A 25,814-nucleotide genomic window follows, 5' to 3' on the forward strand; every position below is an offset into this window, starting at 1 on the left:
GCGCCTTTATTCCTTGGAACCGAACACATCGGCGTGCGCGGCGAATTGTTGTGGCCAGCGTGAAGCGTCCGAAAAATCGAGCACCTGCCAGCCTTTGTCCTGCAATACGCTGGTGGTCTGCTCATCCACCGCTGACAGAAACACCAAAGCACGAGATGCCTTGTACTGGGCCGCTGCGGTGGCTGCGCCATTGTTGACGGACACGTTGACCGCATCAGGTTGTATAGCCCCCGCCTGGCGGAGCGCGGACAGCCAAGCATCAAGTGGCTCGTCAGCTGAAGTCGTCGAGGCAACGGTGACCGGGCTGCTCGTTACGGGCTGTACCTGGGCATTGGCCAGCGCGACCAGCAGCTTGAGCGCATCCGCATTGCGGCGGTTGATGTGTTCGTGGTCCGGCTGGTTGAAGTAGGACAGCAGGCACTGGTAGCAGCCGGCTTCACACTGATGATTGCCAAGCACATCGGTCTGTTCCAGTGACGGCAGATCGTCCAGCGTCCAAATGCCGCTCTGCGGTAAGCGATAGTGAATCAGTTGCAGGGCATTACTAGCTACGAGTGCAAGGTCGTCGCGATTGTTTGCCAGGCGAGTGAGCACACCCGCACCGCCTTCGGTCGCTTCGTAAAACAGCAAGGCGCGGCGCTCGTCGGACTTTGGCAGTGGCTCGACCACCAGTTCGGATTCCTCGATCTGGAAGGTCATTTCGATGCCGCGCTTGAGTGCGGCCTGCAACGTCGCCATGGCCTCCAGAGACAGGGCATGTATGGGAGCGAAGATCAACAGATTGCGATGATCTTCCACAAAGGGAACGATGCGCTGGTTGGGCACCTTCTCCAGCAAAGCATCGTCGCCGCCCTTGTCCTCTTCCGCATCCGGTGCGTCCTGCTTGCTCCAGGTGCCCGTGATGGGGTTGATGTAGAAGCCCAGTTGCTCCTTGTCCTTGCGCCTGCGCCAGCCGCGGTTGATGCGCCAGATTTGCGCAGCGGGCGCGTAGGTGAGTTCGCCCAGCACGTCCTCGCCTTGTTGGATCGTGGCCTTCTGCTGCTGGATACGACCATCGGGCCCGGGCAGGAAGCGGTAGGTAGTTTGCAGTTCGAAGCCCTGACGCTGGCGCTCCTCGTCGTTGATGGAGATGCGCTCGGTGGCCACGGTCTCCACGGTTTCGATGCGGTAGAGCTCGCGCACCCAATCGTGCTCGGTGAGCAAGGCGTCGCAGTTCTCGCAGCGATTGACCAGCGGCTGTTCGCCGCCAGGCTCGCCGAGATGGCCGTAGCCGCACTGGCTGCACACCAGCGAGGCAATGGTGGCCAACTGGCTGTTGCCGGAAATGTGGTCTGTATTCCCTACGTTGAGTTTGGCACGCACCACGCGGTACATGCGGCCCTGGTGATAAATGAGGCTGCGGGGGCCGAATTCGGACAGGGCCAGGAAGCGTGGCCGGCTGACCATGCTGCCTTCGTCATCCTTGCCATTGACGGCCTGGCCGCCACGGGCGGGAATCCAGGCCATCAGCGGCAGGCGCGGGAAGTTGTAGCCGGGCAGGAAGCCTTGGCTGGCCAAGTAGCGATAGGTGTAGAAGTCGTTGTTCTGGCCGTTGCCGGACTTGAGCAACACGGCGTACTGGCGCGCGGCGTCGCCGTAACGGCGCTGGGCATTTTGGCGCTCAGTGTGCGAGGCGGTATGGCTCTTGACGATGCGATCAGCCATATCCATCTGTTGGCGGGTGGCATCGAACAGCACGCGCCAGCGCTCCAGCGCCCCAGAGAACGCTTGCGCCGCGTTGTCGATGACCTGGCGCACATAGTCAGGCGTGAACCAGGCGCTGCCTTCAAGCTCGCCCTCAAGCTGGTTGATGACCCGGTCGGCACTGGCCAAGGCCCGGTGCTGTACAGCCTGCGCCCGCAGTGCTTCGTGCAAGGGCTGTTTCAGTGGTTTTTCGGGTTGGTCGAGATCCAGCATGGGCGCAATGCTGTCGTCCAGCGGCACCTGGGTGCTGGCCAGCCAGACCGCTTGCAGATGGCTGTCGATGAGATCGCGATTGCTCAGGTCGAGGGTTGGCGCACGCACTACGCCATGCACCATTTGCTCGGCATTGTGGAAGAACCACTGGTCATGCGGACTGAGCGCCGCGCAATAGGTGATGACCAGCGCCTGCTGACCCGAGCGACCGGCACGGCCGCTGCGCTGAGCGTAGTTGGCGGGGGTCGGCGGCACATTACGCAGGTACACGGTGTTGAGCGCGGAGATATCCACGCCCAGCTCCATCGTGGGGGAGCAGAATATCACCGGTAGCCGCTCCAGTGGCGTTTCGTGGGCTGGGTTCTGCGCCCAATCCTGCCTGTCCTTTTCGGTGTAGCGAAAACGCTGCTCCAGCAGTTGCCGGCGTGGTGCATCTACCTGGGCGGTATGTTCCTGGGCCTCGAAGTCGAACAGCGGATGCGAGGGTCGACGCAGCAGGTCGGCGATGCTGAGATATAGGGCTCGGAAGTACTGGTTGATGCGATTGCTTTCTGCCTGCTGTTCATCGGCAATCAGGCACCAGTCGAGGGCTGCCGCGTTTAAACGCCAGCCTGCAAGCTGGGAGTCAACGGCGTGTTTTTGCACGTAACCATAGTTCCCGGCTGCTTTAAGCAGCTCTTCGATCAGCTCGGCCCACTCGGCATCTTTCCACTGCGCGATCTCGCCAGCGCAGGCGCTGTCGCGCCAGAATTTTGCGGTCTTGATGTCCCGTAACAGGCGGGAGCGCGGGCCGCCCGGCACTAGGTCGGTACGCGGCTTGCCCTTGTATTCCGGGCGCTTACCGAAGATGAGATAGCGGCCGGTATCGAGCTTCTCATCGGCAGCGAAGGCCCAGCGTTCATTGAGGTAGGTATGGGCGCTGGTGCGTGCCTTGTCCTGCTCGACCGGATCGAGGTAACGACTTTCCAGGCACAGGTGGCGGCGCAGGGCGTCGAACAACAACTCGTACAGACCGGCCCGTTGTGCTGCCGTCAACTTGTTCAAGGTGCCGCTGGCAGCAAAGATGCTGGCGTCGGCGCAGAAGGCATCCAAATCTCGATACCGAATCTGCAACAGGCCGAGTTGATCCAGATTCGGGTTGTTGAAACGCCAGCCACGCCGCAGATCACGCAGCAGTCGGTAGGCGATGATGAAGCGCAATGTGCGTTGCGCCTCTTGTCGGGCCAGTCCCATGAGCTTGGGGGTGCGCAGATACTCCACCAAGGTCGCTTCATCGACCCCTTGAAAGCCGAGGGCCTTGAAGACGCTTTCAGCCAAGTGTTCTTCATCGAGTTGGCCGCCGCTGCCCTGTAGTGCGCCGATCAAGCCGGCACGCAGCGTCAGCAGGAAAATGAAGTCATTGAAATGCCCCGCCTGCAGAGCGGCATCCTGGCGGTTGTCGGTAAACCCAAGCAACTTGCGTGGGTCAGGCTGCCCTGGCGCAGGTTCGGAAAATGCGAACAATTGCTGCAAGGCCGCCAGGGCAATCATGGTGGTGGCCGAGGAGCGGCCTTCGCCGGACAGGCTGGAGAGGCGGTTGGCATCCTTGCCGTGGGCTTCGTGTGTCGTGCCGCAGTTCAGGCAGAAGCGGAACTTGCCTGGGATGAACCAGAACTCGGCCCCTGAGCCCGTTTTTCCCTCGGCATCGACCGTGACCACATAGGGGACGGCATTTTTGTAGGCTTGCTTGACTTTGGGTTCACTACGGCTGAGGTCGATCCAGGTCTCCGGCAGGTCTTCGAGCAGACCACCGTATTGCTGACCAGATACCAAGGGGCACAGAAAGCCATAGCTGGCGTCGTCTTCCGCTGCGATGTCGTCGATTTCACGCGAACTGAAGCTGACAGGTTTCTGTGTGTGCCAGACAGGCAGGTATTCCTGGCCACAATCGCGGCAGAAATGCGTGGGGTAAAGCAGCACATTCTCTTGCTGTCGCCCTGGCGCGAAACGCTGGGCATCGAGCGTGACATGGCGCTTACCTCGCGCCTCCAGCGTGGTGAGTACCTTGCCGGGACCGCTGATGAACTGGTGCAGCTTGAACGCGAAAGGCGGCCTGCCCTGGGGCGTGCGCACATCATGGGCAGCCACTAGGAAGCGCTGCAGGGCGGTGCGGGCGGCTTCAGGCTGGCAACCCGCGTCTTCGGCGAGACAGCGGCTGGCCTCTTCCAACATCATGGGTCTCGCCCGCCTGGGAGGCTCGTCGGCAGGTAGTTCGATACCCAGGTTCAATTCCACCCAGATGGATAACGGATCATTGCGAAAGGCGTCGAAGTCAGCCCAGATATCCTGCTTTCGCGTAATGGCCTCCGGTAGTTCCGTGCGGATGGCGTTGACGTCCTTGAGCGGGTTGGTGACGCGCTCCAAGGTCTCGCCGATGACGTCATGCTCGCTGATCCGGGTACCAAAAAGTTTGCTGGCCACATCGGCCACCACGCGGTTGCGGTCGGCTTGGCTACCTGTGCTGGACATGGTGGCCGACGTGCCGATGCAGACCAGTTGCTCGGCTTTCAAGCGTTCTCGCAGACGCCGCACCAGCAAGGCAACGTCCGCCCCTTGACGGCCACGATAGGTATGCAACTCATCCAGCACCAGAAACTCAAGCCCCTCGCAATGCTCCACCACGCGCCGATCCACTTCGTCGAAGCGCGTGAGGATGTACTCCAGCATCATGAAGTTGGTCAGCAGGATGTCGGGGGGGGCATCTGCGATGGCGCTGCGTTCCGCCCGGCTTTCCTGGCCGGTGTAGCGCTTGACGGTGAAGGGACGATGCTCTGGCGCATAGCCATGCAGAAACTTGTCAAGTTCTTCCAGCTGGCTGTTGGCCAGAGCATTCATCGGATAGATGACAATGGCCCTGGTACGCGCTTTGCCATCAGATTGCTTGGCCTTGAGAATGCGGTCGATGATCGGGATGAAAAAGGACAGGGACTTCCCCGACCCCGTTCCGGTCGTGACCACATAGCTTTGGCGTTCCTGGCCTTTGGCCAAGGCTTCCATCTGGTGCTTGTAAAGATGCAGGGGTTCTGGCGAACCTTCAGACTTCCCGACCTGGAAGATCTCTGCGCAGGCAGCGTGTAAGACCCCCTGCGCCGCCAGGTTCTGCACCGTGCCCTGGCGTTGGTAATTCGGGTTGATCTGCACCAGCGGCTCAGGCCAATAGCGGCCTTGCGCATATTGGTGTTCGACCTCGGCTTGGATATCAGGCGCAGCGATACGAACGAAACTGCGGGAAAAGCTTCCGTATCGTTCGATGAGCTGGTCGCGGAATTGGAAAACGTTATCCATGGAGAGTCCTCACTGATCCATCTTGTGGCCAATCGCCAGAACCGCTGTACTACCGGAGGTGCCTGCTGTAATGCGCTTCCATTTCGCCCCTCGCCCCTCGCCCCTTGCCCGTTGATTCGATCAACCCCTCTGATTTCATCGCCCGCAGCACTAGCCGCATCATGTCCCTGCTCACGCCTGGGCAGGCCTCTTCAATCTCGGAAATCGCGAACGGCAGGGTGCGCCCCAGAACTTCCGTCCGCACCCGGTCGCCCTTGCTGCCACGGCCACGCTCAATGGTGCCGACACGCTCCTCGAACTCACGGTAGGCCCGTAGCAAGGCGCCCCAGAAGTAGTCGAGCCAGGGCTTTACGTCGTGCTGCCCCTGGTGCCAGCCCTGCGAGCTTGCTTCAAAAGCGTTTCGTGAGCCTTCCTTGGTATCTTCGAAGATGCGCTCCAGGCTGATGTAGCGACCCACGGCATAGTCGAAGTGGTAGAGCAGCAGCAAGGTCAGCAAGCGGGACATGCGGCCGTTGCCGTCGGGAAACGGGTGGATGCACAGGAAGTCGAGCATCGCCAGCGGTGCCAACACCAGAGGGTCGGCCAGATGCTGGTCCAGTGCGGTGGCGTAGTGCCCGGTCAGATCGGCCATTGCCATGGGCGTGAGGTGCGCAGCGACTGGCTGGAAGCGCAGACGCGAAGTGCCGTCTGAGTGACGCTCGATGATGTCGTTGTTCGTAGCCTTCCAGCGCCCGCCCGCCTGCGGCATATAGCGGTACAGCAGGGTGTGCAGTTGCAGCACTACGCCTTCGCTGAAGGGCATGTGCGCGGCCGATTCGTGGATCAGCGCCAGGGCGTCACGGTAGCCGGCGATCTCCTGTTCGGAACGGCTCTTTGGCGTTGCATTGCGGATGACCAGAGACTTCAGCCGCGAGGGTGCGACGACAACGCCTTCCAGGCGGTTGGATGACTCGGTGGATTCGACTACCGCGATCTGGCGTAGCCCTTTGAGGGCTTCGGGCGACTGCGCGGCGTAGAGTTGCTGCTTACCCTGATACTCGCCCAGTGTGCGCAACGTGGCAGCCTGAATGCCATCGAAGCGAAGCGCGGCAAGGTAATCGAGTGTGAGCGAGTGCATGGTAATGTAAGTAAAAGCTATCTAAATGAGGTAATAATAGCTTTTAAATAGGGAATTTTTTCTCAAAATACCTCATTAATGGGACATTTCTACCCCATTTTTTGAACATAGAACCAATTGCAATGAGCCAGAATGAGCGGCTCTAAACGCCACCGAGATCCAACAAAATTCGTCACACGTTGAACAGGAAGTTCAATACGTCGCCATCCTTGACCACGTATTCTTTGCCTTCGGCGCGCATCTTGCCTGCTTCCTTGGCTCCCTGTTCGCCCTTGTACTGGATGAAGTCGTCGAAGGCGATGGTTTGGGCGCGGATGAAGCCGCGTTCAAAATCGCCGTGGATCACGCCGGCTGCTTGCGGGGCGGTGTCGCCTTTTTTGATGGTCCAGGCGCGCACTTCCTTCACGCCAGCGGTGAAGTAGGTTTGCAGGCCCAGCAATTGGTAGGCGGCGCGGATGAGGCGGTTCAGGCCGGGTTCGCTCTGGCCGAGTTCTTCGAGGAAGAGGGCGCGGTCGTCGGGTTCCATGCCGGCCAGTTCGGCTTCGATTCTGGCCGAGATGGCGACCACCGGGGCGTTCTGGCTGTCGGCGTAGGCTTGCAGGCGTTCGAGCAGCGGGTTGTTCTCGAAGCCGTCTTCGCTGACGTTGCCCACGAACATGGCCGGTTTGGCGGTGATGAGCGAGAGGGGCTTGAGCAGGGCCAGTTCGTCGGCGGTCAATTCCAGTGTACGGATGGGGCGAGCCTCGTTCAGTGCGGGCTGGATGCGTTGCAGCAGCGCGAGTATCTTGGCGGCTTCCTTGTCGTTGCCGGATTTGGCGATCTTGCCGTAACGCTGGATGGATTTGTCCACGGTGCCCAGGTCGGCCAGGCACAGCTCGGTCTGGATGACTTCGATGTCGGCAATGGGATCGACCTTGCCTGCGACGTGGATGACGTTGGCATCTTCAAAGCAGCGCACGACGTTGATGATGGCATTGGTTTCGCGGATGTGGGCGAGGAACTGGTTGCCCAGTCCTTCGCCTTTGCTGGCTCCGGCGACCAGTCCGGCGATATCGACGAATTCCACCACGGCAGGCAGGACGCGCTCGGGCTTGACGATGTCGGCCAGTTGCAGCAGGCGCGGATCGGGCACTTCAACCACGCCTTCATTGGGTTCGATGGTGCAGAACGGGTAGTTTTCGGCGGCGATTCCGGCGTTGGTCAGGGCGTTGAACAGGGTGGACTTGCCGACGTTGGGCAGTCCCACGATGCCGCATTGCAGGCTCATGGCGTGTCTTTCTTCTTTCGGAGGGGGAAATGGAGTGTGAACCCGCCATTCTAAGAGCTTCACGGTGCTGGCCGGGGCAGGGGTTGCTTCCCCTACAATGGGCAGCCATGAATTCAACCTTTGCTTTTGATGTGTGTATTCGCGGTGCGGGCATTGTCGGCAAGACGCTGGCACTGACGCTGGCGCGGGAGAAACTGCGCGTGGCCCTGGTGGCAGCCCCCCCCGCAGTGGCCACCCAGGCGGGCCAGGAACCGGCACGCGAGCGTGATGTGCGGGCCTACGCGCTCAACCATGCCTCGCACCAGTTGTTGCAGAGTTTGCGCTGCTGGCCTGCGGCGGCCGTGACGCCGGTGCAGGGCATGCGCATCTGGGGCGATGGTGCCGGTATGGTGGCGTTTGCCGCAGAGGCTCTGGCCGATGCAGCCGGTACGGCACCGCAGGCCCACGCGCCCCTGAACTGGATTGTGGATGTGCCCGCGCTGGAGGATGTGCTCGACAGTGCCGTGCATTTCCAGCCATCCATCGAGTGGGTGGATGCCCCGGTGCCTGCTGCACTGACGGCGATTTGCGAAGGCCGCCAGAGTGCGACCCGCACCGCGCTGGGCGTGGAGTACGAGACGCTGGCCTATGCGCAACATGCGGTGGCGACGCGGGTGCGCGCCCGTGTGCCGCACCAGGGCGTGGCACGCCAGTGGTTCCAGGGCGACGACATTCTGGCACTGTTGCCCTTGGGGGGCACGGACGGGCATGAGTATGCGGTTGTCTGGTCCACCACGCCTGAGCATGCGCGCCAGTTGCTGCTGGTGGAGGAAGATGAGTTTGTGACGCAGTTGCAGGCGATAGTGCAGCATGGCCATGCCGGCGAGGCAGATGAGGGCAATGCCTCTGAAGCGGGTGCGGATGAACTGGGCTTCACCCTGACGGCTTCCCGGCACCGCTGGCCGCTGCGCCTGTCGCGTGCGCAGCACTGGACGGGGGCCATGCCTGCCGCATGGGCCGGGGCCTATACCGCAGGCGTTGCGCAGAATTGGGTGCTGCTGGGCGATGCGGCCCACACGGTGCATCCGCTGTCGGGTTCCGGGCTGAATCTGGGACTGGGCGATGTGCGGGAGCTGGCGCAGCAGATTGCCCAGCGGCCCCTGTGGCGTTCGGCAGGCGACAGGCGGCTGTTGCGGAACTACGAGCGTGCACGCAAGTCTGCCTTGGTGCCTTTCGTGCTGGCCACCGATGGCTTGCAGCAATTGTTCGCGCACCATGAAGGCGCGGTGCATGCACTGCGCAACTGGGGCATGAACCAGTTCGATCGTTCGGCTGGCCTCAAATCCTGGCTGGTGCGTCAGGCCAGCGGTCTGTAGCTGGCTGCCATTCTCCCGCCTTGTTTCGGTTTTCGATCATCACTTCAGAATGGAACGACGGGCTGCCTGGCCCAGTCGTTTTCTGACTCACCATTCACATACACCATGACCTTTCGCGCTTTTTCCTCTACCGCTGCCCGCACCTGGGTTCCATTGCTTGTTGCAGGTGTTCTCTCGGTGGGCCTGCCCGCACACGCCGCCAAGACCGATGATGCCCAGTCTGCCAAGATTCGCCAGGCATTGACCGAGCGCATTCCCCAGCTCAGCGACATTGAGGAGATCCGCGCCACGCCCATGAAAGGGCTGTACGAGGTGCGCATGGGCACCGATGTGTTCTATACCGATGCCACGGGGGATTTTCTGATTCAGGGTGAGCTGTTCGATACCAAGGCCAAGCACAACCTGACCGAAGAGCGCATCAACCAACTGACGCAGATCGATTTTGCCAGCCTGCGTTTTGACGATGCCTTCAAGCTGGTGCGTGGCGACGGCAGCCGCCAGATTGCCGTGTTTGAAGACCCCAACTGTGGTTACTGCAAACGCTTCGAGCGCGATATGCGCGAGCTGGACAACGTGACCGTGCATATCTTCCTCTACCCGATTCTCAGCCCGGATTCCTTCGAGAAGTCGCGTGACATCTGGTGTGCTGCCAATCCCGAGAAGGCCTGGAACGACTGGATGTTGAACGACAAAAAACCTGCCACCAAGGAGTGCGAAACCATCGACGCGCTGCAACGCAATCTGGCATTTGGCAAGCAGTACAAGATCACCGGAACGCCTACCATTGTTTTTGAGGATGGCACGCGCGTGCCCGGTGCCGTGCCGCGCCAGCAGGTCGAGAAAAAACTCGCCTCGCTGCAAGCCAAGTCCTGATTTTTCCACACCCACCGTCCGCCATGCAGAGCCTGCCCGCACCCACCCTTGCTGCTCCCGCAGCGGTGAGCTACACGATCACCGCCGCCCATCTGCACGCCCACCTCTATCAGGTGGAACTGCGCATTCCCGCACCGGTAGTGGGGCAGACCTTGTCGTTGCCGGTGTGGATTCCGGGCAGTTATCTGGTGCGGGAATTCTCCCGCCATCTGCAAAACGTGCAGGCCTGGCAGCATGGTCTGCCTGTGGCCGTGCAGGCACGCAATAAAAACACCTGGCAGATCGACAGCGAAGCCGGTGCCTGCCTGACCGTGCAATACCAGGTCTATGCTTTCGACAACTCGGTGCGCACGGCCTGGCTGGATGGGGCGCGAGGCTTCTTCAACCCCACCAGCCTGTGTCTGCGGGTGCATGGCCAGACCGGGCAGACCCACACGCTGCATATTCCTGCCGACCCATGGCCGAGCGACTGGCAACTGGCCACGGCCTTGCAGGCTGACCCATCGGCCTCGCCGGATGCGCGTGGCTTTGGCAGCTACCGTGCCGATGACTACGATGCACTGGCCGACGCTCCGGTGGAAATGGGCGCGTTCTGGAGCGGAGCCTTTGAGGCAGGCGGCATACCGCACCGTTTCGTGGTGGCTGGCGCGACGGCCACGTTCGATGGCGAACGCCTGCTGGCCGATACGCAGAAGATCGTCGAGGCACAACTGCACTTCTGGCACCCCGATGGTTCCCGCGCCCCGCACGACCGCTATGTGTTCCTGCTCAACGCCGTGGGCAATGGCTACGGCGGGCTGGAGCATCGCTACAGCACGGCCCTGATCTGCAACCGCAGCGACCTGCCGCGCCTGGACAGCCCCCAGCAGCCCGAAGGCTACAACACCCTGTTGGGGCTGATCAGCCACGAATATTTCCACACCTGGAACGTCAAGCGGATGCGCCCGGCCGAGTTCGCCCGCTACGACTACGGGCAGGAAAACTACACGGAACTGCTGTGGTTTTTTGAAGGCTTCACCAGCTATTACGACGATCTGCTGCTGTACCGTGCCGGTTTGCTCAGTCAGGAGCAATACCTCAAGGCACTGGCCAAAACCATCGAGCAGGTGCAGGCCACACCGGGGCGGTTGCTGCAAACCGTGGCACAGGCCAGCTTCGATGCCTGGGTCAAATACTACCGCCAGGATGAGAACACCGCCAACGCCACCGTCAGCTACTACACCAAGGGCGCATTGGTGGCACTGTGCCTGGACCTGACCCTGCGCCACGAAGGGCAGGGCGATCCGCAGCGCAATCTCGATGCCCTGATGCGCCAGCTCTGGCAGCACAGTGCCGCTGGCCCGATGGATCAACAGGACGTGCTGGATGCGCTGGAGCGGGTCGGCGGGCGTTCCTTCCAGCCGGAAATCGACACCTGGGTGCACAGCACCCAGCCGCTGCCATTGCAGCCCTTGCTGACCCAGCATGGCGTGGAATTGGGCGGCAAAGAGCCAAGCTGGGCACAACGCCTGGGTCTGCTGGTGACCGAACAGCCCGGTGCGGGCATCAGCATCCGGCGCATTCTGCGCGGTGGCCTTGCCGAAGCGGCGGGTCTGGCGGTACACGACGAATGGCTGGGCATTGAAGTGGCCGGGCAGGGCTGGCGCATCCGCAAGCTCGACGAACTCGGGCTGTACCTGTCAGCACAGGCAGCAGAGTTTGCGGCCCTGGTGGCACGGGATGGGCGCATGTTGCGCATTCCTGTCCTGCTGGGCCAATCCACAGAAACCGCCCAAAGCGGCGAAGCGCAGTGCCTGATTCGGGAGCAGGATGCCCTGAATGCGTGGCTAGGGCGTGTCGCTCAAGCGTGACAGTTTGGTTTATAGTGCGGTGCGCACAATTGTTGCGCGGCCAGTCATTGCCGCCGGGCAACGCGCCGATTCATCAAACCCTGAAAGGAAATCTTCTGATGGCATACGAAAACATCATCGTCAGCACCGAAGCCGAAAAAGTGGGCATCATCACCCTCAACCGTCCCAAGCAGCTCAACGCGCTCAACGAGGAACTGATGGTGGAGCTGGGGCAGGCCTTGCGTGCTTTCGATGCCGATGAAAAGATTGGCTGCATCATCATCACCGGCAGCGAAAAAGCCTTTGCCGCTGGTGCCGACATTGCCGCCATGGCCGAGTACACGTTCAACGAGGTGTACAAGAACGAATACATCACCCGCAGCTGGGAGACCATCCGCTCCATCCGCAAGCCGGTGATTGCCGCAGTCAGTGGCTTTGCACTGGGCGGTGGCTGTGAACTGGCGATGATGTGTGACTTCATCATCGCCGCCGACAACGCCAAGTTTGGCCAGCCCGAAATCAAGCTGGGCGTGATTCCCGGTGCGGGCGGAACCCAGCGTCTGCCGCGTGCCGTGGGCAAGGCCAAGGCCATGGACCTGGTGCTGACAGGCCGCTTCATCGATGCCGCCGAAGCCGAGCGCGTCGGTCTGGTCAGCCGTGTCGTGCCCCTGGACAAGCTCAAGGACGAAGTCCTGGCCGCTGCCCTGACGATTGCCGGATACTCCCAGATCACGGTGATTGCCGCCAAGGAATCGGTGAACCAGTCCTTTGAAACCTCGCTGGCCGAAGGCGTGCACTTTGAGCGTCGCATCTTCCACGCGCTGTTCGCCACCGAAGACCAGAAGGAAGGCATGAAGGCTTTCCTGGAAAAACGCGCTCCAGAATTCAAGAACCGTTGATCCAGCGGCCTGCTGTGTCAGGCAAAGCCTGAAATTGAAAAGGGAGATGCCTTGATGGAATCTCCCTTTTTTGTCTGCTCCTTCCGGCAGAGCATGGGCATGCTCTGCTTCAGGGGGATGGTGTGTTTCAGCCGTTGCGCTGTGGCACTTCGATGCGGGTGTCGCCGTCCAGGCCAAAGGCGGTGTGCAGGCTGCGCACGGCCAGTTCCACATACTTCTCATCGATCACGACAGAGGTCTTGATTTCCGAGGTGGTAATCATCTGGATGTTCACGTTTTCCTGGCTCAGGGTGCGGAACATGGTGCTGGCCACGCCGGAATGGCTGCGCATGCCGATGCCGACGATGCTGACCTTGCTGATGTTCGGGTTGCCCACGACCTTGGTGCCTTCGCCCAGCTTGGGCACGACCTTGTCTTGCAGCAGTTGCAGGGTGCGCTCGTAATCGCCGCGTGTGACGGTGAAGCTCAGGTCGGTCTTGCCATCCTTGCTCAGGTTCTGGATGATGACATCGACTTCGATGTTGGCATCTGCCACTGCGCCCAGAATCTGGTAGGCGATGCCGGGGGTGTCGGGCACGCCCAGTACGGAGATTTTGGCTTCATCGCGGGTAAAGGCGATACCGGACACAACGGCTTTTTCCATTTTTTCGTCTTCCTCGAAAGTGATGAGTGTTCCTGAACGGGCTTCTTCGGCCAGATCGATGTCCCAGGGGGTGAAGCTGGAGAGCACGCGCAGTGGCACGCGGTACTTGCCGGCGAACTCCACGGAGCGGATTTGCAGCACCTTGGAACCCAGCGAGGCCAGTTCCAGCATTTCCTCGAAGCTGATGCTCTTGAGGCGTTTGGCATTGGCCACCACGCGCGGGTCGGTGGTGTACACGCCATCCACGTCCGTGTAGATCAGGCATTCGTCGGCTTGCAGGGCAGCGGCAATGGCCACGGCGGAGGTGTCGGAGCCACCGCGTCCCAGTGTGGTGATGTTGTGATCGGCATCGATGCCCTGGAAGCCGGTAACGATGACCACCTTGCCCTGTTGCAGTTGCTGGCGGATGTTCTCGCCGTCGATGGATTCGATGCGGGCCTTGGTGTAGGAGCTGTCGGTGCGCACCGGCACTTGCCAGCCGGTGAAGCTGATGGAACCCAGCCCTTCGGCTTGCAGCGCGATGGCCAGCAGCGCGGAGGATGCCTGTTCGCCAGTGGCTGCCAGTGCATCGAGTTCACGGCGAATGCCGTCGGTGCGCTGGGCGGGTTCCAGTTCGGCGGCGAGGGCCAGCAGGCGGTTGGTTTCGCCGCTCATGGCACTGGGAACCACGACGATCTGGTGTCCGGCCTTGACCCATTTGGCCACGCGCCGGGCGACGTTGCGAATGCGTTCGGTGGATCCCATCGAGGTTCCGCCGTATTTGTGAACAATTAATGCCATGCTGGACTGTGCGCGACCGCAGCCGCTCTCCTTTGGGTGGTTGTCGGAAAAGGCATGGACTGTGTCGCTCGGGACGACGCTGTATCAGCGTCGCCTCCATCCTGCTGGGGCAGGGGTTTCGACAAGCCAAGCCGATTATTTTACCTGATTGCCCTGAAAGCCCCGTCGTTCACAGCCTGCCCCGTACTGGATACGGGGATGGAGATGCAGAGCGCGGAACCCGAAGGGTTCCATGTTGGTCAATGGATAACGCATTGAGAATACACCCTCTCTGTTAAAGTCAGCACCATGCCGACCGTGGTCAAAACCCTGAAGCTTCGCGTGAAGGACAAGCACGCGCCGCTGCTGTTGCAGATGGCGCGGCAGGTCAATTTCGTCTGGAATTTCATCAATGCGCTCTCCAGCCGCTCGATTCGGGAGCGTGGCAAGTGGCTGTCCGCCTACGACATCCAAAAGTACACCGATGGAGCGTCCAAGGAATTGGGCTTGCACAGCCAAACAGTGCAACGGGTTTCTGTGGAATATGTCACGCGCCGCCGTCAATTCAAACGCACCCGCCTGAACTGGCGCAAATCCACCGGCAGCAAACGTAGCCTGGGCTGGATACCGATAAACACCGGTGCGGCCAGTTGGAAGAATGGGCAGGTCTATCACAACGGCCACTATTTCGGCGTATGGGATTCCTACGGCTTGAGCCAGTACAAATTCAAAACTGCCAGCTTCAACGAAGATGCACGCGGTCGCTGGTATTTCAACGTGGCAGTACAGGTTGAAGTCCAAGCGGGTGAAGGTACGGCCTCGGTCGGCATCGACCTGGGCCTGAAAGACTGCGCCACCACCAGCACGGGCCAGAAGCTGCATGGCCGCTGGTATCGGGAACTGGAGCCACAGCTTGTCATTGCACAACGGGCACGCAAGAAAAAGCGTGTCAGGGCGATTCACGCAAAAATAGCCAACCGCCGAAAAGACGAAATTCACAAATTCACGACGAACCTTGTAAAGAACAACGCCGCCATCTTCGTGGGCGACGTGGCCAGCGCGAAGCTGGTCAAAACCAGGATAGCCAAGTCCACGCTGGACGCGGGCTGGTCATCGCTGAAAACTGCTTTGGAATACAAGTGCCATCAGGCCGGAGTGGTTTTTGAGGAAGTGAACGAAGCGTATTCAACCCAGACCTGTTCGGCTTGTGGCGCGTTGGCACAGTCGAGGCCGAAAGGTATCGCAGGTCTTGGAATAAGAGAATGGACGTGCAGCGAATGCGGGGCGGTACACGAGCGCGACGTGAACGCAGCACGGAACATTCTCGCGGCAGGGCATTGCCGTCTCGCAGGAGGAATCCCCTGTCTTTAGGCAGGGGAGGATGTCAACCAATGCAGCCAGGCGTTGTGCCGTTGCACATGGCCGTTTGCAATCTTGAGGTGGATTTGGTGGCCGCGTGTGGTACAGGCCATGATTTGCCGTTGCAGCTCCTGCATCTGGCGGTGCTGGGCGGCGATGCCGTGGTGCTGTTTGAGCCAGTGGCGCAGCACGTTGGCCTGACGTGGTGCAGAGAGGGCTTGCAGTGCCCGGATGCTGGGGGGCACGCCGACCACGGCCAGATCGGCCTGGGCGACTTCTTCGAGAATCTGCTGGGCCTGCTGGGCGTGCGCACTGCTGCGGGCCAGGGTCTGGCGAAAGGCCGGGAATGCCTGCTCCAGCACAGGCACGATACGGTGGCGGATGCGGTTGCGGGTGTAGTGCAGGTCGAGGTTGCTGGGGTCTTCTACCCAGTTTTGCCCCTGCTGTTGCAGCCAGTGGCGCAATTGTGGGCCGGGCACGGTCAGCCAGGGGCGCAGCCAGAGCAGGCCGTTGCGTTCCCACTGGCGGGGCATGGCCGCCAGACCGGGCAGGCCCGCGCCGCGCGAGAGGGCCAGCAGCAGGGTTTCGACCTGGTCGTCGGCGTGCTGTGCCAGGGCAATGCTGGCAATCGGCTGTGGCAGGGTCTGGGCTTGGTTCAGTGCCTGTACGCCGCGTGCCAGGGCGGCATAGCGGGCCTTGCGGGCCGCGTCTTCCGGGCTTTCGCCGCTGGCGTGCCGGGCATGGGGATATTCGATGTGCAGCGGAATGCCGCGAGCGGTGCAGAACTGGCGGGCAAAGGCTTCAAAGCCGGCGGCCGCCTCTTGCAGGCCGTGATTGACGTGAATGGCCGCCACCTGTTGTGGCCAGCGTTGCCAGCACGCCAGCAGCAGCGCGGTGGAGTCTGCGCCCCCGCTGAATGCCACGGCCAGCGGCAGGTGCGGTGCAAGGCCGTGCAGGGCTTCGTTCAATGCACGGGGCAGTGTGGACATGCCGGTGGCAGGTTCTAAGAACGTATTTACGCGCTGGCGGCCTTGGTGTCGGTGAATTTGCCGTAGCTCAGCAGGCGTTGGTAGCGTTGCTCCACCAGATCGGCGGTTTTCAGCTCTTGCAGGCCATGCAGCGATTCTTCGAGTGCGCGGCGCAGGTGCACGGCCATCTGGGCGTGGTCGCGGTGCGCGCCACCGGTGGGTTCGGTCACCACTTTGTCCACCAGCCCCAGGGTCTTGAGGCGCGGGGCGGTGATGCCCAGGGCCTGGGCGGCTTCTTCGGCCTTGTCGCTGGTTTTCCAGAGGATGGAGGCGCAGCCTTCCGGGCTGATGACGGAATAGACCGAGTATTGCAGCATGACGACCACATCGGCAACGCTGATGGCCAGCGCGCCGCCGGAGCCACCTTCGCCGATGATGGTGCTGATGATGGGGGTTTGCAGTTGCGCCATCTCGAAGATGTTGCGGCCAATCGCCTCGGACTGGTTGCGCTCCTCGGCATCGATGCCGGGATAGGCTCCGGGGGTATCGACGAAGGTGAAGACGGGCAGCCTGAACTTCTCGGCCAGCTTCATCAGTCGCAGGGCCTTGCGGTAGCCTTCGGGCTTGCTCATGCCGAAGTTGCGGCGTGCGCGTTCCTTGGTGTCGCGGCCTTTCTGGTGGCCCAGCACCACGCAGGCCGTGCCGTCAAAGCGCGCCAGCCCGCCGATGATGGAGGCATCGTCGGCAATGTGGCGGTCGCCGTGCAGTTCGGTGAAGTCGGTGAACAGGGCGTTCACATAGTCCATCGTGTAGGGGCGTTCGGCATGGCGTGCCACCTTGGTGATCTGCCAGGGGGTGAGGTTCTTGTAGATGTCCTTGGTGAGCTGCTGGCTTTTCTTTTGCAACTGCTCGATTTCGGCACCGATATTGACCCCCGGTGTGCCGTTCTGCATGGCCTGAAGTTCTTCGATCTTCAGTTCCAGTTCGGCGATGGGCTGTTCAAAATCCAGGAATGTTCGTTTTGCCATAGGGTGTGCTTGGGGTTCGGGGCCAGCACAGGCTGGCGGAAACCGGGGTTGGAGCGGACAGGGCGATTGTACTGTGCCGGGTCTGTCGCCCGAAAACGCCGGCAGGGCGAAGGGTTTGCGGGAGCAGGGGGCGGTCAGTAGTTCTGCGGTTGTGGGGCCAGCGACCGCCAGATGTACCAGGTGGCAACGCTGCGCCAGGGCTTCCAGGCTTGTGCGACTTCGCGCGCATCGATGCGGCTGACCGGCTCCCCGGAGAAGTAATTGCGGCTGATGCCCTGAATCAGCCCGGCATCGTCCAGCGGCAACACATTGGGGCGCAGCAGGTGGAACATCAGGAACATTTCTGCTGTCCAGCGGCCAATGCCACGCACGGCGATCAATTCCTTGATGATGGCCTCGTCGGGCCACGCCGCCCACTCCTGCACATGCAGGCTGCCATCTTCAAAGTGCGTGCAGAGGCTTTGCAGGTATTCGACCTTGCGGCCGGACAGCCCGGCCGCGCGCATGGCATCGGCGGGCAGTTCCTGAATGCTGGCCGGGCTGGGGCTGGCATTGCCGGGCAGGGCGATGAAACGCTTCCAGACGGTTTGTGCGGCACTGGTGGAAATCTGCTGACCGACGATGCTGCGTGCCAGGGTGCCGAAGGCATCCCCGCGCGATTGCAGGAACAGCCCTGGATGTTCGGGAATGATGCGCCGCAGGATGCGGTCCTTGCGCATCAGGTGGCGGCAGGCTTCGTCCCAGTAGGGCGGGGCCATGCTCTCGGTCGCTGGCTCGGTGGCTTCAGAGGGCGTACCGTCCGTGCTGCTGCTGTTCATACCCGGGCCGCCATTTCCCATGTCGTGCCTTGCGGGGAGTCCTTGAGCGTGATGCCCTGAGCCAGCAGGTCGGCGCGAATCTGGTCGGCGCGGGCAAAGTCGCGGGCGGCCTTGGCAGCGGCGCGTTCGGCGATTTGCCGTTCGATGGCCGCTGCATCCACCTGCGCCCCGGCTTGCAGGAATGCGCTGGCCGGGCGTTGCAGAATGCCCAGCGTGCCACCCAGTGCCTGCAACATCTGCGACAGGGCCGGGTTGTGGCTGCGGTTGATTTCTCCGGCCAGCTCGAACAGCACGGCAATGGCCTCGGGCGTGCCGAAGTCCTCGTTCATGGCGGCCTGGAAACGGGCCGCATGGGGCTGGCTCCAGTCGATGGCTGCGGGGGGCGTGGTGGTTGCCGGTGGTGGCACCAGTTCCAGCGCGGTGTAGAGCCGCTTGAGCGCGGCGTGTGCATCCTTCAGGTGCACGTCGCTGTAGTTCAGCGGGCTGCGGTAGTGGCTGCGCAGGATGAAGAAACGCACGGTTTCGGCATCGAAGCTCTGGAGCACGTCGCGAATGGTGAAGAAGTTGCCCAGGCTCTTGGACATTTTTTCGTTGTCCACGTTGATGAAGCCGTTGTGCATCCAGAACCGCGCGAATTCTGTGCCATTGGCCCCTTCGCTCTGGGCGATCTCGTTTTCGTGGTGTGGAAAGGTCAGATCGGCCCCGCCGCCGTGAATGTCGAAGGTCTGGCCCAGCAGCGTGCAGCCCATGGCCGAGCATTCAATGTGCCAGCCGGGGCGGCCCTCGCCGAACGGGCCTTGCCAGCGCACGTCGGCGGGTTCGTCGGGCTTGGCACTTTTCCAGAGCACGAAGTCCAGCGGGTCCTGTTTGCCGTCCAGCACGGCCACGCGTTCACCGGCCTGCAATTCGTCCAGCGACTTGCCCGAGAGCCTGCCGTAACCGGGGAACTTGCGCACGGCATAGTTCATGTCGCCATTGCTGCTGCGATAGGCCAGGCCCTTGCGCTCCAGCGTCTCGATCATGCCCAGCATCTGCGGCACATATTCGGTGGCGCGTGGCTCGTGGGTGGGGCGTTCGATGCCCAGCGCGTCGGCATCTTCGTGCAGCGCGGCGATCATGCGGTCGGTGAGGCTGCGGATGGTTTCGCCATTTTCCAGCGCGCGCCGGATGATCTTGTCGTCGATGTCGGTGATGTTGCGCACAAAGGTCACGCGGTAGCCCTGCACCTTCAGCCAGCGTTGCACCACGTCGAATGCCACCATCGAACGGGCATGGCCCAGGTGGCTGAGGTCGTACACCGTCATGCCGCAAACGTACATGCGCACATGCCCTGGCTCCAGCGGCTCGAAAGGCTGGAGGGTGCGCGCCATCGTGTTGTAGATTTTCAGACTCATGGAGGGGAGAGAAACAGGGGAAAATGGCCGGGGCGGCAGTTCGGGTGCGGGGGCTGGTCGAAGCCGGAAGGTTCGCGTGCCGCGCCATCGGTCAGTGGGCAAAGCGGCAATTGTTTCACAACTTGGCCTGCTGCATGACCATGCGCGGCATGGAATCTGTGTGGCCGCCAGCTTCAGCTGTGGCGGCCATAGCCGGTGAGTCGCTGCCGTGGAGCGGCTGATTCTGCGGCATTTGTGCGACACTGTGGCGGTCAAGACAAGCATCAATGTATTCAGGAGCAGCATGAGTCAGGTTGTTTTCATTACGGGAGCCACATCGGGGTTTGGGCGGGCTGCGGCACGCCGTTTTGCGCAGGCAGGCTGGTCGCTGGTGCTGACCGGACGGCGCAGTGACCGGCTTCAGGCCTTGCAGCAGGAGCTGGGGGCGCAGGTGCCCGTGCACATTGCCACGCTGGACGTGCGCGATGCCCAGGCCGTGCAGGCCGTGGTGCAGAACCTGCCTGCTGGTTTCCACCCGGTCAAGGCCCTCATCAACAATGCCGGGCTGGCTCTGGCCCCTGGGCCTGCCCAGCAGACCGACTTGCAGGACTGGCACACCATGATCGATACCAACATCACTGGGCTGGTGAACGTCACCCACGCGCTGTTGCCGCAGTTGATCGAGGTGGGGCAGGGGGCCAGCATCGTCAATCTGGGATCGGTGGCAGGGCAGTGGCCGTATCCCGGCAGCCACGTCTATGGCGCGAGCAAGGCGTTTGTGCAGCAGTTTTCCTACAACCTGCGCTGCGACCTGATTCGCACCGGCGTGCGCGTCACCGACATTGCCCCTGGCATGGCCGAGACCGAGTTCACGCTGGTACGCACCAAGGGCGATCAGACCGCATCCGACAAGCTCTATCGTGGCACCACACCGCTGAGTGCCGAGGACATTGCCGAGCAGATTTTCTACGTCGCCACCCTGCCGCCGCACATCAACATCAACCGGCTGGAGATCATGCCCACCCGTCAGGCATGGAATCCGTTTGCGGTGGACCGGGACGACTGAAGGTACTCGCGCAGACGCTGGAGTGCATGCTGCGTGGCGGCCTGCCGTACTTCGGCGCGGTTGCCGCTGAAAACCTGCTGCTCGGTGCGAATGCCATCGGGCAGTCCCCAGCCAAACCACACCAGCCCCACCGGCTTGCTGGCACTGCCGCCCGTCGGCCCGGCAATGCCGGTGGTGGCCACGCTCACCTGCACACCTGCCTGTTGCTGTGCACCTGCGGCCATGGCGTGGGCCACGGGCTGACTGACGGCTCCGTGGGCGGCAATAAGGGAGGCATCCACGCCCAGCATCTGTGTCTTGGCGGCATTCGAGTAGGTGACAAAGCCCCGCTCGAACCACTGGCTGGAGCCGGCCAGATCGGTGCAGGCGGCTGCCACCATGCCACCCGTGCAACTTTCGGCAGTGGCCAGCAGCCAGTGCTGCTCCAGCAGCAGCGCGGCCACGTCCTGCACCAGTGCATCGGTCGAAGGGGACAAGAGGGTGTTTTGTGGGTCGGGTGCGGCAGAGATCATGGTGTGTTCCATTGATTAAACGATGATGCGCCACAGCGCAAACACCAGCAGGGTGCAGAATGCCGCGACCAGGTCGTCCCACAGAATCCCCAGGCCGCCGCGCCAGCCAAAGCCCTTGAACAGTCCGTCTGCCCAGGCCACCGGGCCGGGCTTGGCCGCATCGAAGTAACGGAACAGCGCGAAGGCCAGTGCCTGTTGCCAGAAGCCCGCAGGCTCCAGCAGCCACAGCACCAGCCAGAATGCCAGCACCTCGTCCCAGACGATGCTGCCGGGGTCGGCCACGTCCATGTGCCGCGCCGTCAGCGTGCAGGCCCACCAGCCGAGCACAAACGCGGCGGGCATCAGCCAGAACATCAGCGCGTCGGAACAGTGCGTCAGCACCAGCGCATACGTCAGCCAGGCCCACAGCGTTCCGGCGGTGCCCGGAGCCACCCGGCTGAGGCCGCTGCCAAAGCCCAGCGCGATCCAGTGTGCTGGATGCGACTGCATGAACTGCCACGATGGGCGGCGGGCGGGGAGCGGGGGAGGCGTGGAGGGCGTGCGCAAGGTCATGCGCGCGATTGTATCGGGCCGGGTGCTGGCCCGTGAATCGCCCGTTCAGGCTGTGCTGGAGATGGACGGCTGAATGGGCGGTACATGCAGCGCAATGGTCACCGGCCCGTCATTGACCAGATGCACTTTCATTTCTGCGCCGAAGATGCCGCATGCCACATCCGGCATGGCGGCACGCGCCCGTGCCACCACATAGTCGTACCATTTGCGTCCTTCGTCGGGTGCGGCCGCGCGGGAGAAGCCGGGGCGGTTGCCACTGGCCAGATCGGCTGCCAGTGTGAACTGGCTCACCAGCAGCAGCGCGCCCTGTACATCCTGCACACTGCGGTTCATGCGTCCCTGGGCATCGGCAAAAATGCGCAGCTTGAGGATTTTGTCCAGCATCTTGTCGGCCTGTGCCTTCCCATCACCGCGTTCGGCGCACAGCAGCACCAGCAGACCGGTGCCAATCTGCCCAATGGTCTGCCCTGCCACCACGACATGGGCAGATTCCACCCGTTGAATCAAGGCCAGCATGGATGACACGCCCTGGCAATCAGAAGCTGCCGGTCAGGCTGACGAAGAACGAGCGTCCATGCTCGTTGTAGGTGCGCGCGCCTGCACCGCGCACGTTGGCAACGTTCACCGTGTTGTGCATGCCGCTGTTCAGGCCGGTGCGGTAGATTTTCTTGTCGAACAGGTTGTTCACGCCCACACGCAGTTGCAGGTGCTGGTTGATTTTGTAACCTGCATTGAGGCCTGCCAGCGCGTAGGCTCCCAGGGCACCACCGGAATCGGCAATCTCCTGCTCGATGCGGGTGTCATAGGTGGCAGGTTCCTGTTGTCCATAGAGCGTGGCCGAAGCCTGCAACGACAGGGCGTTGCTGACCTGCCAGTCCAGCGTGGTGTTGATCGTGTATTCGGGGATGATGCTCAGCGGCTGGTGGTAGGTCTTGTCCTTGGAGTCGATCATGTAGGTCAGGTTGGTGTTCCAGTCCAGGCTTTCGCTCAGGGCGACGAACAGATTGCCTTCCAGGCCGGATACCACGGCTTTCGGGGTGTTCGTCCAGCGCACCACATCGGCGGAGCGGCCCGCGTATTGCGTCTGGGCGACCGGGTTCACGCCAGCGACGATCTTGTTGCGGTAGTCGTTGTGGAAATAGGCAAAGCTGCCACGCAACCGGCCACCGGCATCGTAGGCAATGCCGATTTCCTTGTTGATGCTGGTTTCGCTCTTGAGATCGGCATCGCCTTGCAGGTAGCAGGGGGTGCCACTGCGGCAGCCGCCGCCCAGGCTGAAGAGCAGGTAGTTCGGATTGGACTGGTAGAGGCTGGGGGTTTTGTAGGCGCGTGCCACACCGCCCTTGAGCGTCCAAGCCGAATCCAGCGCGTAGGAGGCCGAGATTCCGGGGCTGGCATTGAAGCCGAATTCCTCATGCTGGTTCAGGCGCAGGGCCGGGGTGAGTATCAGGGCATCGCCCAGGGCGATGTTGTTCTCGACAAAGACGGCCATGCTGGTGTAGGAGAGCTTGCTGTTGCCATCGTCTCCAGGCAGATTGGCCGGGTCCAGGCTGATGCCTGTGCTGGGGTGAACCAGGTTGCGGGTGCTGCCTGCATCGTCCAGCGATTCGTGTGTGACCTCACCCCCCACCGTCAGCAACTGGCTGACGCCGAACCAGCGCAGTGGCAGGTTCACTTCGCCATCCAGCCGCGCTTCCTTCAGGTCGGCGGTGTAGCGGGTGGGCTGGCCCTTGGTGCCCGATTCCGAGAGGAATGCCCCTTCGGGGCCGCCGAACAGCCCTTCGGTGGCGCGGGAGTTGCGGGTGTCGGCATAGGACAGGCCCACGCGCGACGTGCCCCAGTCCCAGTCGCCCCGGTGCGTCAGGGCCACGTCGGAGCGATGCACCACGGTGGTTTCGCTGCCATACAGGTCGAGTACCGAGTCGAATGCCGCAGAACTGACCGATTCGCCTGCCACCAGATTCTGGGTGTCGCCGGAATACAGATCGCTCTTGCGGTTGTAGCCCAGCGACAGATCCAGCTTCTGCTGTGGAGTCACGTCCAGCGTCAGCAGGGCGTTGATGAACTTGTTGCGGTTGCCGGTCTTGCCCGAGGCCGCTGCCACGCCATTGACCACATGGGAATGCTCGGCATTGATGTTCAGCGCGTCTGGCTGGGTTCTGGCATAGCCGCCATAGACGCGAAAGCCCAGCCGGTCGCCTGCCGGGCCTGCCAGATTGAAGGTGGTGCGGTAGCTGTCGCCTTCGTCCGAATCTTGCTGGAAGTTGCCGTAGTAGGTGACGGAGCCGCTCAACTGCTCTGCCGGTCGCTTGGTGATGATATTCACCACGCCGCCCATTGCCCCCGAGCCGTAGCGGGCGGCAGAAGGGCCGCGCAGCACTTCGACCCGCTCGATGGCTTCGGGAGGAATCCAGCCGGTGTCGCCATCGGTATCGCGCTCGCCCGTCCAGCCCTGGCGCGAGGCATTGCGCGAACGTGCCGGGCGACCGTCGATCAGTACCAGCGTGTTGTCCGGCCCCATGCCGCGCAGGTCGATCTGGCGGCGGTTGCCGCGCATGCCGGAATTGGCACTGCCGGTCAAATTGACACCGGGTTCGCGCCGCAGCACTTCTGCCAGATCGGTAGCCGGAGGGTTCTTTTCCAGGTCTTCGGCGGTGATGACCGATACGCCCAGGGAACGCTTGTTTTCTTCTTCGGCCGTGGCCGTCACCACCACTTCAGGCAGCGTCTGGCTGTCACTGTTCTGGGCCAGGCCCCATGGACTGAAAAACAGCGCAGACACCGCAACAGCGATGCGACTGAGCGCGAACGAGGATGGTTGAACCGGCATGGGCCACTCCAATATATGTTATTAAGTATCATTATTATATATACTGCTTTTTTGCTTTTCGTTCTGTGAGCCATTGAAAAACATCCCAAGCACCATGAAAAAAATACCAGCCATTCTTGCCAGCGCACTGGTGGCATGCGCCATTGCAGGCTGTGCCCAAAAGCCTCTCGCTCCCACGGTCGATGGGGCGCAACTGGTACCGGCCATGCAGCGTGCCGCCCTGGCCCCCAGCGTGTACGAACTGGTGTACAGCGCAAGGCAGCAGGCGGTGTTCGTGGCCGCACCCGATGTCACACCGGATGACGCGAAGTGCGGTGTCTCGAAGCTGTTGCGCCTGCATCCCCGCACGCTGGCCGTGCAGGCCGAGGTCGTGTTGCCGCACCGGGGCTTTGGTCTGGCTCTGGACGAGGACGCTGGCCGTGTCTATGTGGGGCATGGTTTCGATGGCGCAGTCAGTGCCGTGGACATCGCGAGCAACCAGGTGATTGCCACGATTGCGGTGGTGCCGAAAATTGACGGTTCCACCGCGCCACGCCCCTATGCGCACAGCCTGCGCCAGTTGCTGTTCGACCCGGTTCATCACCGCCTGTACCTGCCCGCGCTGGCCAACGGTGGCAAGTCCGACAGCCTGCTGTATGTGATCGATACCACCACGTTCACGCTGGAGAAGACCGTTGCGGGCCTGGGCTTCGAGTCCACCGGCATTGCACTGGACACCGCTGGCCAGCGGCTGTTCGTTTCCAATTTGCAGGCGCAGTTGATGACCATCGACACGCAGACCCTGAACCTGACACACACTGCCGAAATCGAGGTCGATCAGCCCATCAATCTGGCCTACGATGCCGAGGGGCAGCGCATCTTTGCCACCGATCAGGGCATCGGCTTTCGCCCGATCTGGCGCAACAAGGGATTGGGGCGGCACATGCAGCCGCGCAGCAAGGGCCATCAGGTCGTGGTGCTGGATGCCGCATCGGGCCGCAGTCTTGCACGCATTCCCACCGACCGCAATCCGCTGGGCGTGTTGCTCGATGCAAAACGCCAACGTCTTTATGTCACCAATTTCAATGGCATCCGGGTGGCCGAAGGACAGGGTTCGCTGACGGTGTTCGACAGCCAAACCCATGCGTTGCTGCATGTCGTGCCATTGCCGCCACACCCCAACAGCATGGCCCTGGATGCCGATGCCAATGTGCTCTACGTTTCGGTGAAGAATGATGAGAACGGCAGCAAGGCAGGTACACCCGAGAGCGTGGTGCGCATTGATCTGAATGCTCTGGATTGACGGG

Annotated in this window: 19 protein-coding genes; 7 read left to right on the forward strand and 12 right to left on the reverse strand. The window is 62.0% G+C overall.

Annotated features, from left to right (window positions below):
* Window positions 1–6: 6 nt before the first annotated feature.
* From BUE21_RS04860 to ychF, 3 genes are all read right to left on the reverse strand, one after another.
* Window positions 7–5,280, reverse strand: a complete 5,274-nt coding sequence (locus BUE21_RS04860) for a DEAD/DEAH box helicase (RefSeq protein ID WP_073355242.1) — start codon at window positions 5,278–5,280, stop codon at window positions 7–9.
* Between the two features lie 49 nt (window positions 5,281–5,329).
* The gene (locus BUE21_RS04865; RefSeq protein ID WP_143164422.1) at window positions 5,330–6,397 is read right to left on the reverse strand and encodes a Fic family protein; all 1,068 of its coding nucleotides are present in this window, start codon (window positions 6,395–6,397) and stop codon (window positions 5,330–5,332) included.
* 172 nt (window positions 6,398–6,569) lie between these two features.
* Complete coding sequence (gene ychF, locus BUE21_RS04870; RefSeq protein WP_073355243.1) at window positions 6,570–7,664, reverse strand: redox-regulated ATPase YchF; 1,095 nt, start codon at window positions 7,662–7,664, stop codon at window positions 6,570–6,572.
* Between the two features lie 107 nt (window positions 7,665–7,771).
* On the opposite strand from ychF, the gene BUE21_RS04875 reads away from it, so the two are divergent.
* From BUE21_RS04875 to BUE21_RS04890, 4 genes are all read left to right on the forward strand, one after another.
* On the forward strand, window positions 7,772–9,019 hold the full coding sequence (locus BUE21_RS04875; protein WP_073355245.1) for an FAD-dependent monooxygenase: 1,248 nt from the start codon (window positions 7,772–7,774) through the stop codon (window positions 9,017–9,019).
* Window positions 9,020–9,124: 105 nt separating this feature from the next.
* Window positions 9,125–9,892: a DsbC family protein gene (locus BUE21_RS04880; protein ID WP_073355246.1), complete on the forward strand. Its 768-nt coding sequence runs from the start codon at window positions 9,125–9,127 to the stop codon at window positions 9,890–9,892.
* A gap of 23 nt (window positions 9,893–9,915) precedes the next feature.
* Complete coding sequence (locus BUE21_RS04885) at window positions 9,916–11,742, forward strand: M61 family metallopeptidase (protein WP_073355248.1); 1,827 nt, start codon at window positions 9,916–9,918, stop codon at window positions 11,740–11,742.
* Window positions 11,743–11,840: 98 nt separating this feature from the next.
* Window positions 11,841–12,620, forward strand: coding sequence for an enoyl-CoA hydratase (locus BUE21_RS04890; RefSeq protein ID WP_073355251.1), 780 nt, complete (start codon window positions 11,841–11,843; stop codon window positions 12,618–12,620).
* 127 nt (window positions 12,621–12,747) lie between these two features.
* On the opposite strand, the gene BUE21_RS04895 is transcribed toward BUE21_RS04890, so the two are convergent.
* Entirely contained in the window at window positions 12,748–14,043 is a 1,296-nt protein-coding gene (locus BUE21_RS04895; protein ID WP_073355254.1) for an aspartate kinase, read from the reverse strand.
* A gap of 288 nt (window positions 14,044–14,331) precedes the next feature.
* Between BUE21_RS04895 and BUE21_RS04900 the strand changes: the two genes are divergently transcribed.
* On the forward strand, window positions 14,332–15,393 hold the full coding sequence (locus tag BUE21_RS04900; RefSeq protein ID WP_073355257.1) for an RNA-guided endonuclease InsQ/TnpB family protein: 1,062 nt from the start codon (window positions 14,332–14,334) through the stop codon (window positions 15,391–15,393).
* On the opposite strand, the gene tilS is transcribed toward BUE21_RS04900, so the two are convergent.
* From tilS to cysS, 4 genes are all read right to left on the reverse strand, one after another.
* The gene (gene tilS / locus BUE21_RS04905) at window positions 15,390–16,361 is read right to left on the reverse strand and encodes a tRNA lysidine(34) synthetase TilS (protein ID WP_084522878.1); all 972 of its coding nucleotides are present in this window, start codon (window positions 16,359–16,361) and stop codon (window positions 15,390–15,392) included. The two genes, BUE21_RS04900 and tilS, sit on opposite strands and share 4 nt — an antisense overlap.
* Before the next feature lie 35 nt (window positions 16,362–16,396).
* A complete protein-coding gene (locus tag BUE21_RS04910) occupies window positions 16,397–17,377 on the reverse strand; it encodes an acetyl-CoA carboxylase carboxyltransferase subunit alpha (RefSeq protein WP_073355260.1) in 981 nt (326 codons plus the stop codon).
* Between the two features lie 134 nt (window positions 17,378–17,511).
* On the reverse strand, window positions 17,512–18,135 hold the full coding sequence (locus BUE21_RS04915) for a DNA-3-methyladenine glycosylase family protein (RefSeq protein ID WP_234971055.1): 624 nt from the start codon (window positions 18,133–18,135) through the stop codon (window positions 17,512–17,514).
* A gap of 56 nt (window positions 18,136–18,191) precedes the next feature.
* Window positions 18,192–19,589, reverse strand: a complete 1,398-nt coding sequence (gene cysS / locus BUE21_RS04920) for a cysteine--tRNA ligase (RefSeq protein ID WP_073355266.1) — start codon at window positions 19,587–19,589, stop codon at window positions 18,192–18,194.
* A 283-nt stretch (window positions 19,590–19,872) separates the two neighbouring features.
* On the opposite strand from cysS, the gene BUE21_RS04925 reads away from it, so the two are divergent.
* A complete protein-coding gene (locus BUE21_RS04925) occupies window positions 19,873–20,634 on the forward strand; it encodes an SDR family NAD(P)-dependent oxidoreductase (protein WP_073355268.1) in 762 nt (253 codons plus the stop codon).
* Here the strand turns inward: BUE21_RS04925 and BUE21_RS04930 are convergent.
* The 4 genes from BUE21_RS04930 to BUE21_RS04945 are packed head-to-tail and all read right to left on the reverse strand — an operon-like array spanning window position 20,595 to window position 24,528.
* On the reverse strand, window positions 20,595–21,146 hold the full coding sequence (locus BUE21_RS04930) for a CinA family protein (RefSeq protein WP_143164424.1): 552 nt from the start codon (window positions 21,144–21,146) through the stop codon (window positions 20,595–20,597). The genes BUE21_RS04925 and BUE21_RS04930 overlap by 40 nt on opposite strands.
* 15 nt (window positions 21,147–21,161) lie before the next feature.
* Window positions 21,162–21,698, reverse strand: coding sequence for a phosphatidylglycerophosphatase A family protein (locus BUE21_RS04935; RefSeq protein WP_073355272.1), 537 nt, complete (start codon window positions 21,696–21,698; stop codon window positions 21,162–21,164).
* A 45-nt stretch (window positions 21,699–21,743) separates the two neighbouring features.
* A complete protein-coding gene (dtd, locus tag BUE21_RS04940; protein WP_073355274.1) occupies window positions 21,744–22,214 on the reverse strand; it encodes a D-aminoacyl-tRNA deacylase in 471 nt (156 codons plus the stop codon).
* Between the two features lie 19 nt (window positions 22,215–22,233).
* Window positions 22,234–24,528: a FepA family TonB-dependent siderophore receptor gene (locus BUE21_RS04945; RefSeq protein WP_073355277.1), complete on the reverse strand. Its 2,295-nt coding sequence runs from the start codon at window positions 24,526–24,528 to the stop codon at window positions 22,234–22,236.
* Window positions 24,529–24,622: 94 nt separating this feature from the next.
* Between BUE21_RS04945 and BUE21_RS04950 the strand changes: the two genes are divergently transcribed.
* Window positions 24,623–25,810 carry a YncE family protein gene (locus tag BUE21_RS04950; RefSeq protein WP_073355366.1) on the forward strand — a complete coding sequence of 396 codons (1,188 nt, stop codon included), beginning with the start codon at window positions 24,623–24,625 and terminating at the stop codon, window positions 25,808–25,810.
* The last annotated feature ends 4 nt before the right edge of the window (window positions 25,811–25,814 follow it).

Source organism: Lampropedia hyalina DSM 16112 (assembly GCF_900129055.1).
Classification (GTDB): Bacteria; Pseudomonadota; Gammaproteobacteria; order Burkholderiales; family Burkholderiaceae_C; genus Lampropedia; species Lampropedia hyalina.

What these genes read in the sequence shown, in the direction of transcription:
- ychF (WP_073355243.1), bottom strand. Translation starts at nt 7,664, where the DNA reads ATGAGCCTGCAATGCGGCATCGTGGGACTGCCCAACGTCGGCAAGTCC.
- BUE21_RS04875 (WP_073355245.1), top strand. Translation starts at nt 7,772, where the DNA reads ATGAATTCAACCTTTGCTTTTGATGTGTGTATTCGCGGTGCGGGCATT.
- BUE21_RS04865 (WP_143164422.1), bottom strand. Translation starts at nt 6,397, where the DNA reads ATGCACTCGCTCACACTCGATTACCTTGCCGCGCTTCGCTTCGATGGC.
- BUE21_RS04950 (WP_073355366.1), top strand. Translation starts at nt 24,623, where the DNA reads ATGAAAAAAATACCAGCCATTCTTGCCAGCGCACTGGTGGCATGCGCC.
- BUE21_RS04895 (WP_073355254.1), bottom strand. Translation starts at nt 14,043, where the DNA reads ATGGCATTAATTGTTCACAAATACGGCGGAACCTCGATGGGATCCACC.
- BUE21_RS04935 (WP_073355272.1), bottom strand. Translation starts at nt 21,698, where the DNA reads ATGACCTTGCGCACGCCCTCCACGCCTCCCCCGCTCCCCGCCCGCCGC.
- BUE21_RS04910 (WP_073355260.1), bottom strand. Translation starts at nt 17,377, where the DNA reads ATGGCAAAACGAACATTCCTGGATTTTGAACAGCCCATCGCCGAACTG.
- BUE21_RS04880 (WP_073355246.1), top strand. Translation starts at nt 9,125, where the DNA reads ATGACCTTTCGCGCTTTTTCCTCTACCGCTGCCCGCACCTGGGTTCCA.
- dtd (WP_073355274.1), bottom strand. Translation starts at nt 22,214, where the DNA reads ATGCTGGCCTTGATTCAACGGGTGGAATCTGCCCATGTCGTGGTGGCA.
- BUE21_RS04900 (WP_073355257.1), top strand. Translation starts at nt 14,332, where the DNA reads ATGCCGACCGTGGTCAAAACCCTGAAGCTTCGCGTGAAGGACAAGCAC.
- BUE21_RS04915 (WP_234971055.1), bottom strand. Translation starts at nt 18,135, where the DNA reads ATGGCCCCGCCCTACTGGGACGAAGCCTGCCGCCACCTGATGCGCAAG.
- cysS (WP_073355266.1), bottom strand. Translation starts at nt 19,589, where the DNA reads ATGAGTCTGAAAATCTACAACACGATGGCGCGCACCCTCCAGCCTTTC.
- BUE21_RS04930 (WP_143164424.1), bottom strand. Translation starts at nt 21,146, where the DNA reads ATGATCTCTGCCGCACCCGACCCACAAAACACCCTCTTGTCCCCTTCG.
- BUE21_RS04860 (WP_073355242.1), bottom strand. Translation starts at nt 5,280, where the DNA reads ATGGATAACGTTTTCCAATTCCGCGACCAGCTCATCGAACGATACGGA.
- BUE21_RS04885 (WP_073355248.1), top strand. Translation starts at nt 9,916, where the DNA reads ATGCAGAGCCTGCCCGCACCCACCCTTGCTGCTCCCGCAGCGGTGAGC.
- BUE21_RS04925 (WP_073355268.1), top strand. Translation starts at nt 19,873, where the DNA reads ATGAGTCAGGTTGTTTTCATTACGGGAGCCACATCGGGGTTTGGGCGG.
- BUE21_RS04890 (WP_073355251.1), top strand. Translation starts at nt 11,841, where the DNA reads ATGGCATACGAAAACATCATCGTCAGCACCGAAGCCGAAAAAGTGGGC.
- BUE21_RS04945 (WP_073355277.1), bottom strand. Translation starts at nt 24,528, where the DNA reads ATGCCGGTTCAACCATCCTCGTTCGCGCTCAGTCGCATCGCTGTTGCG.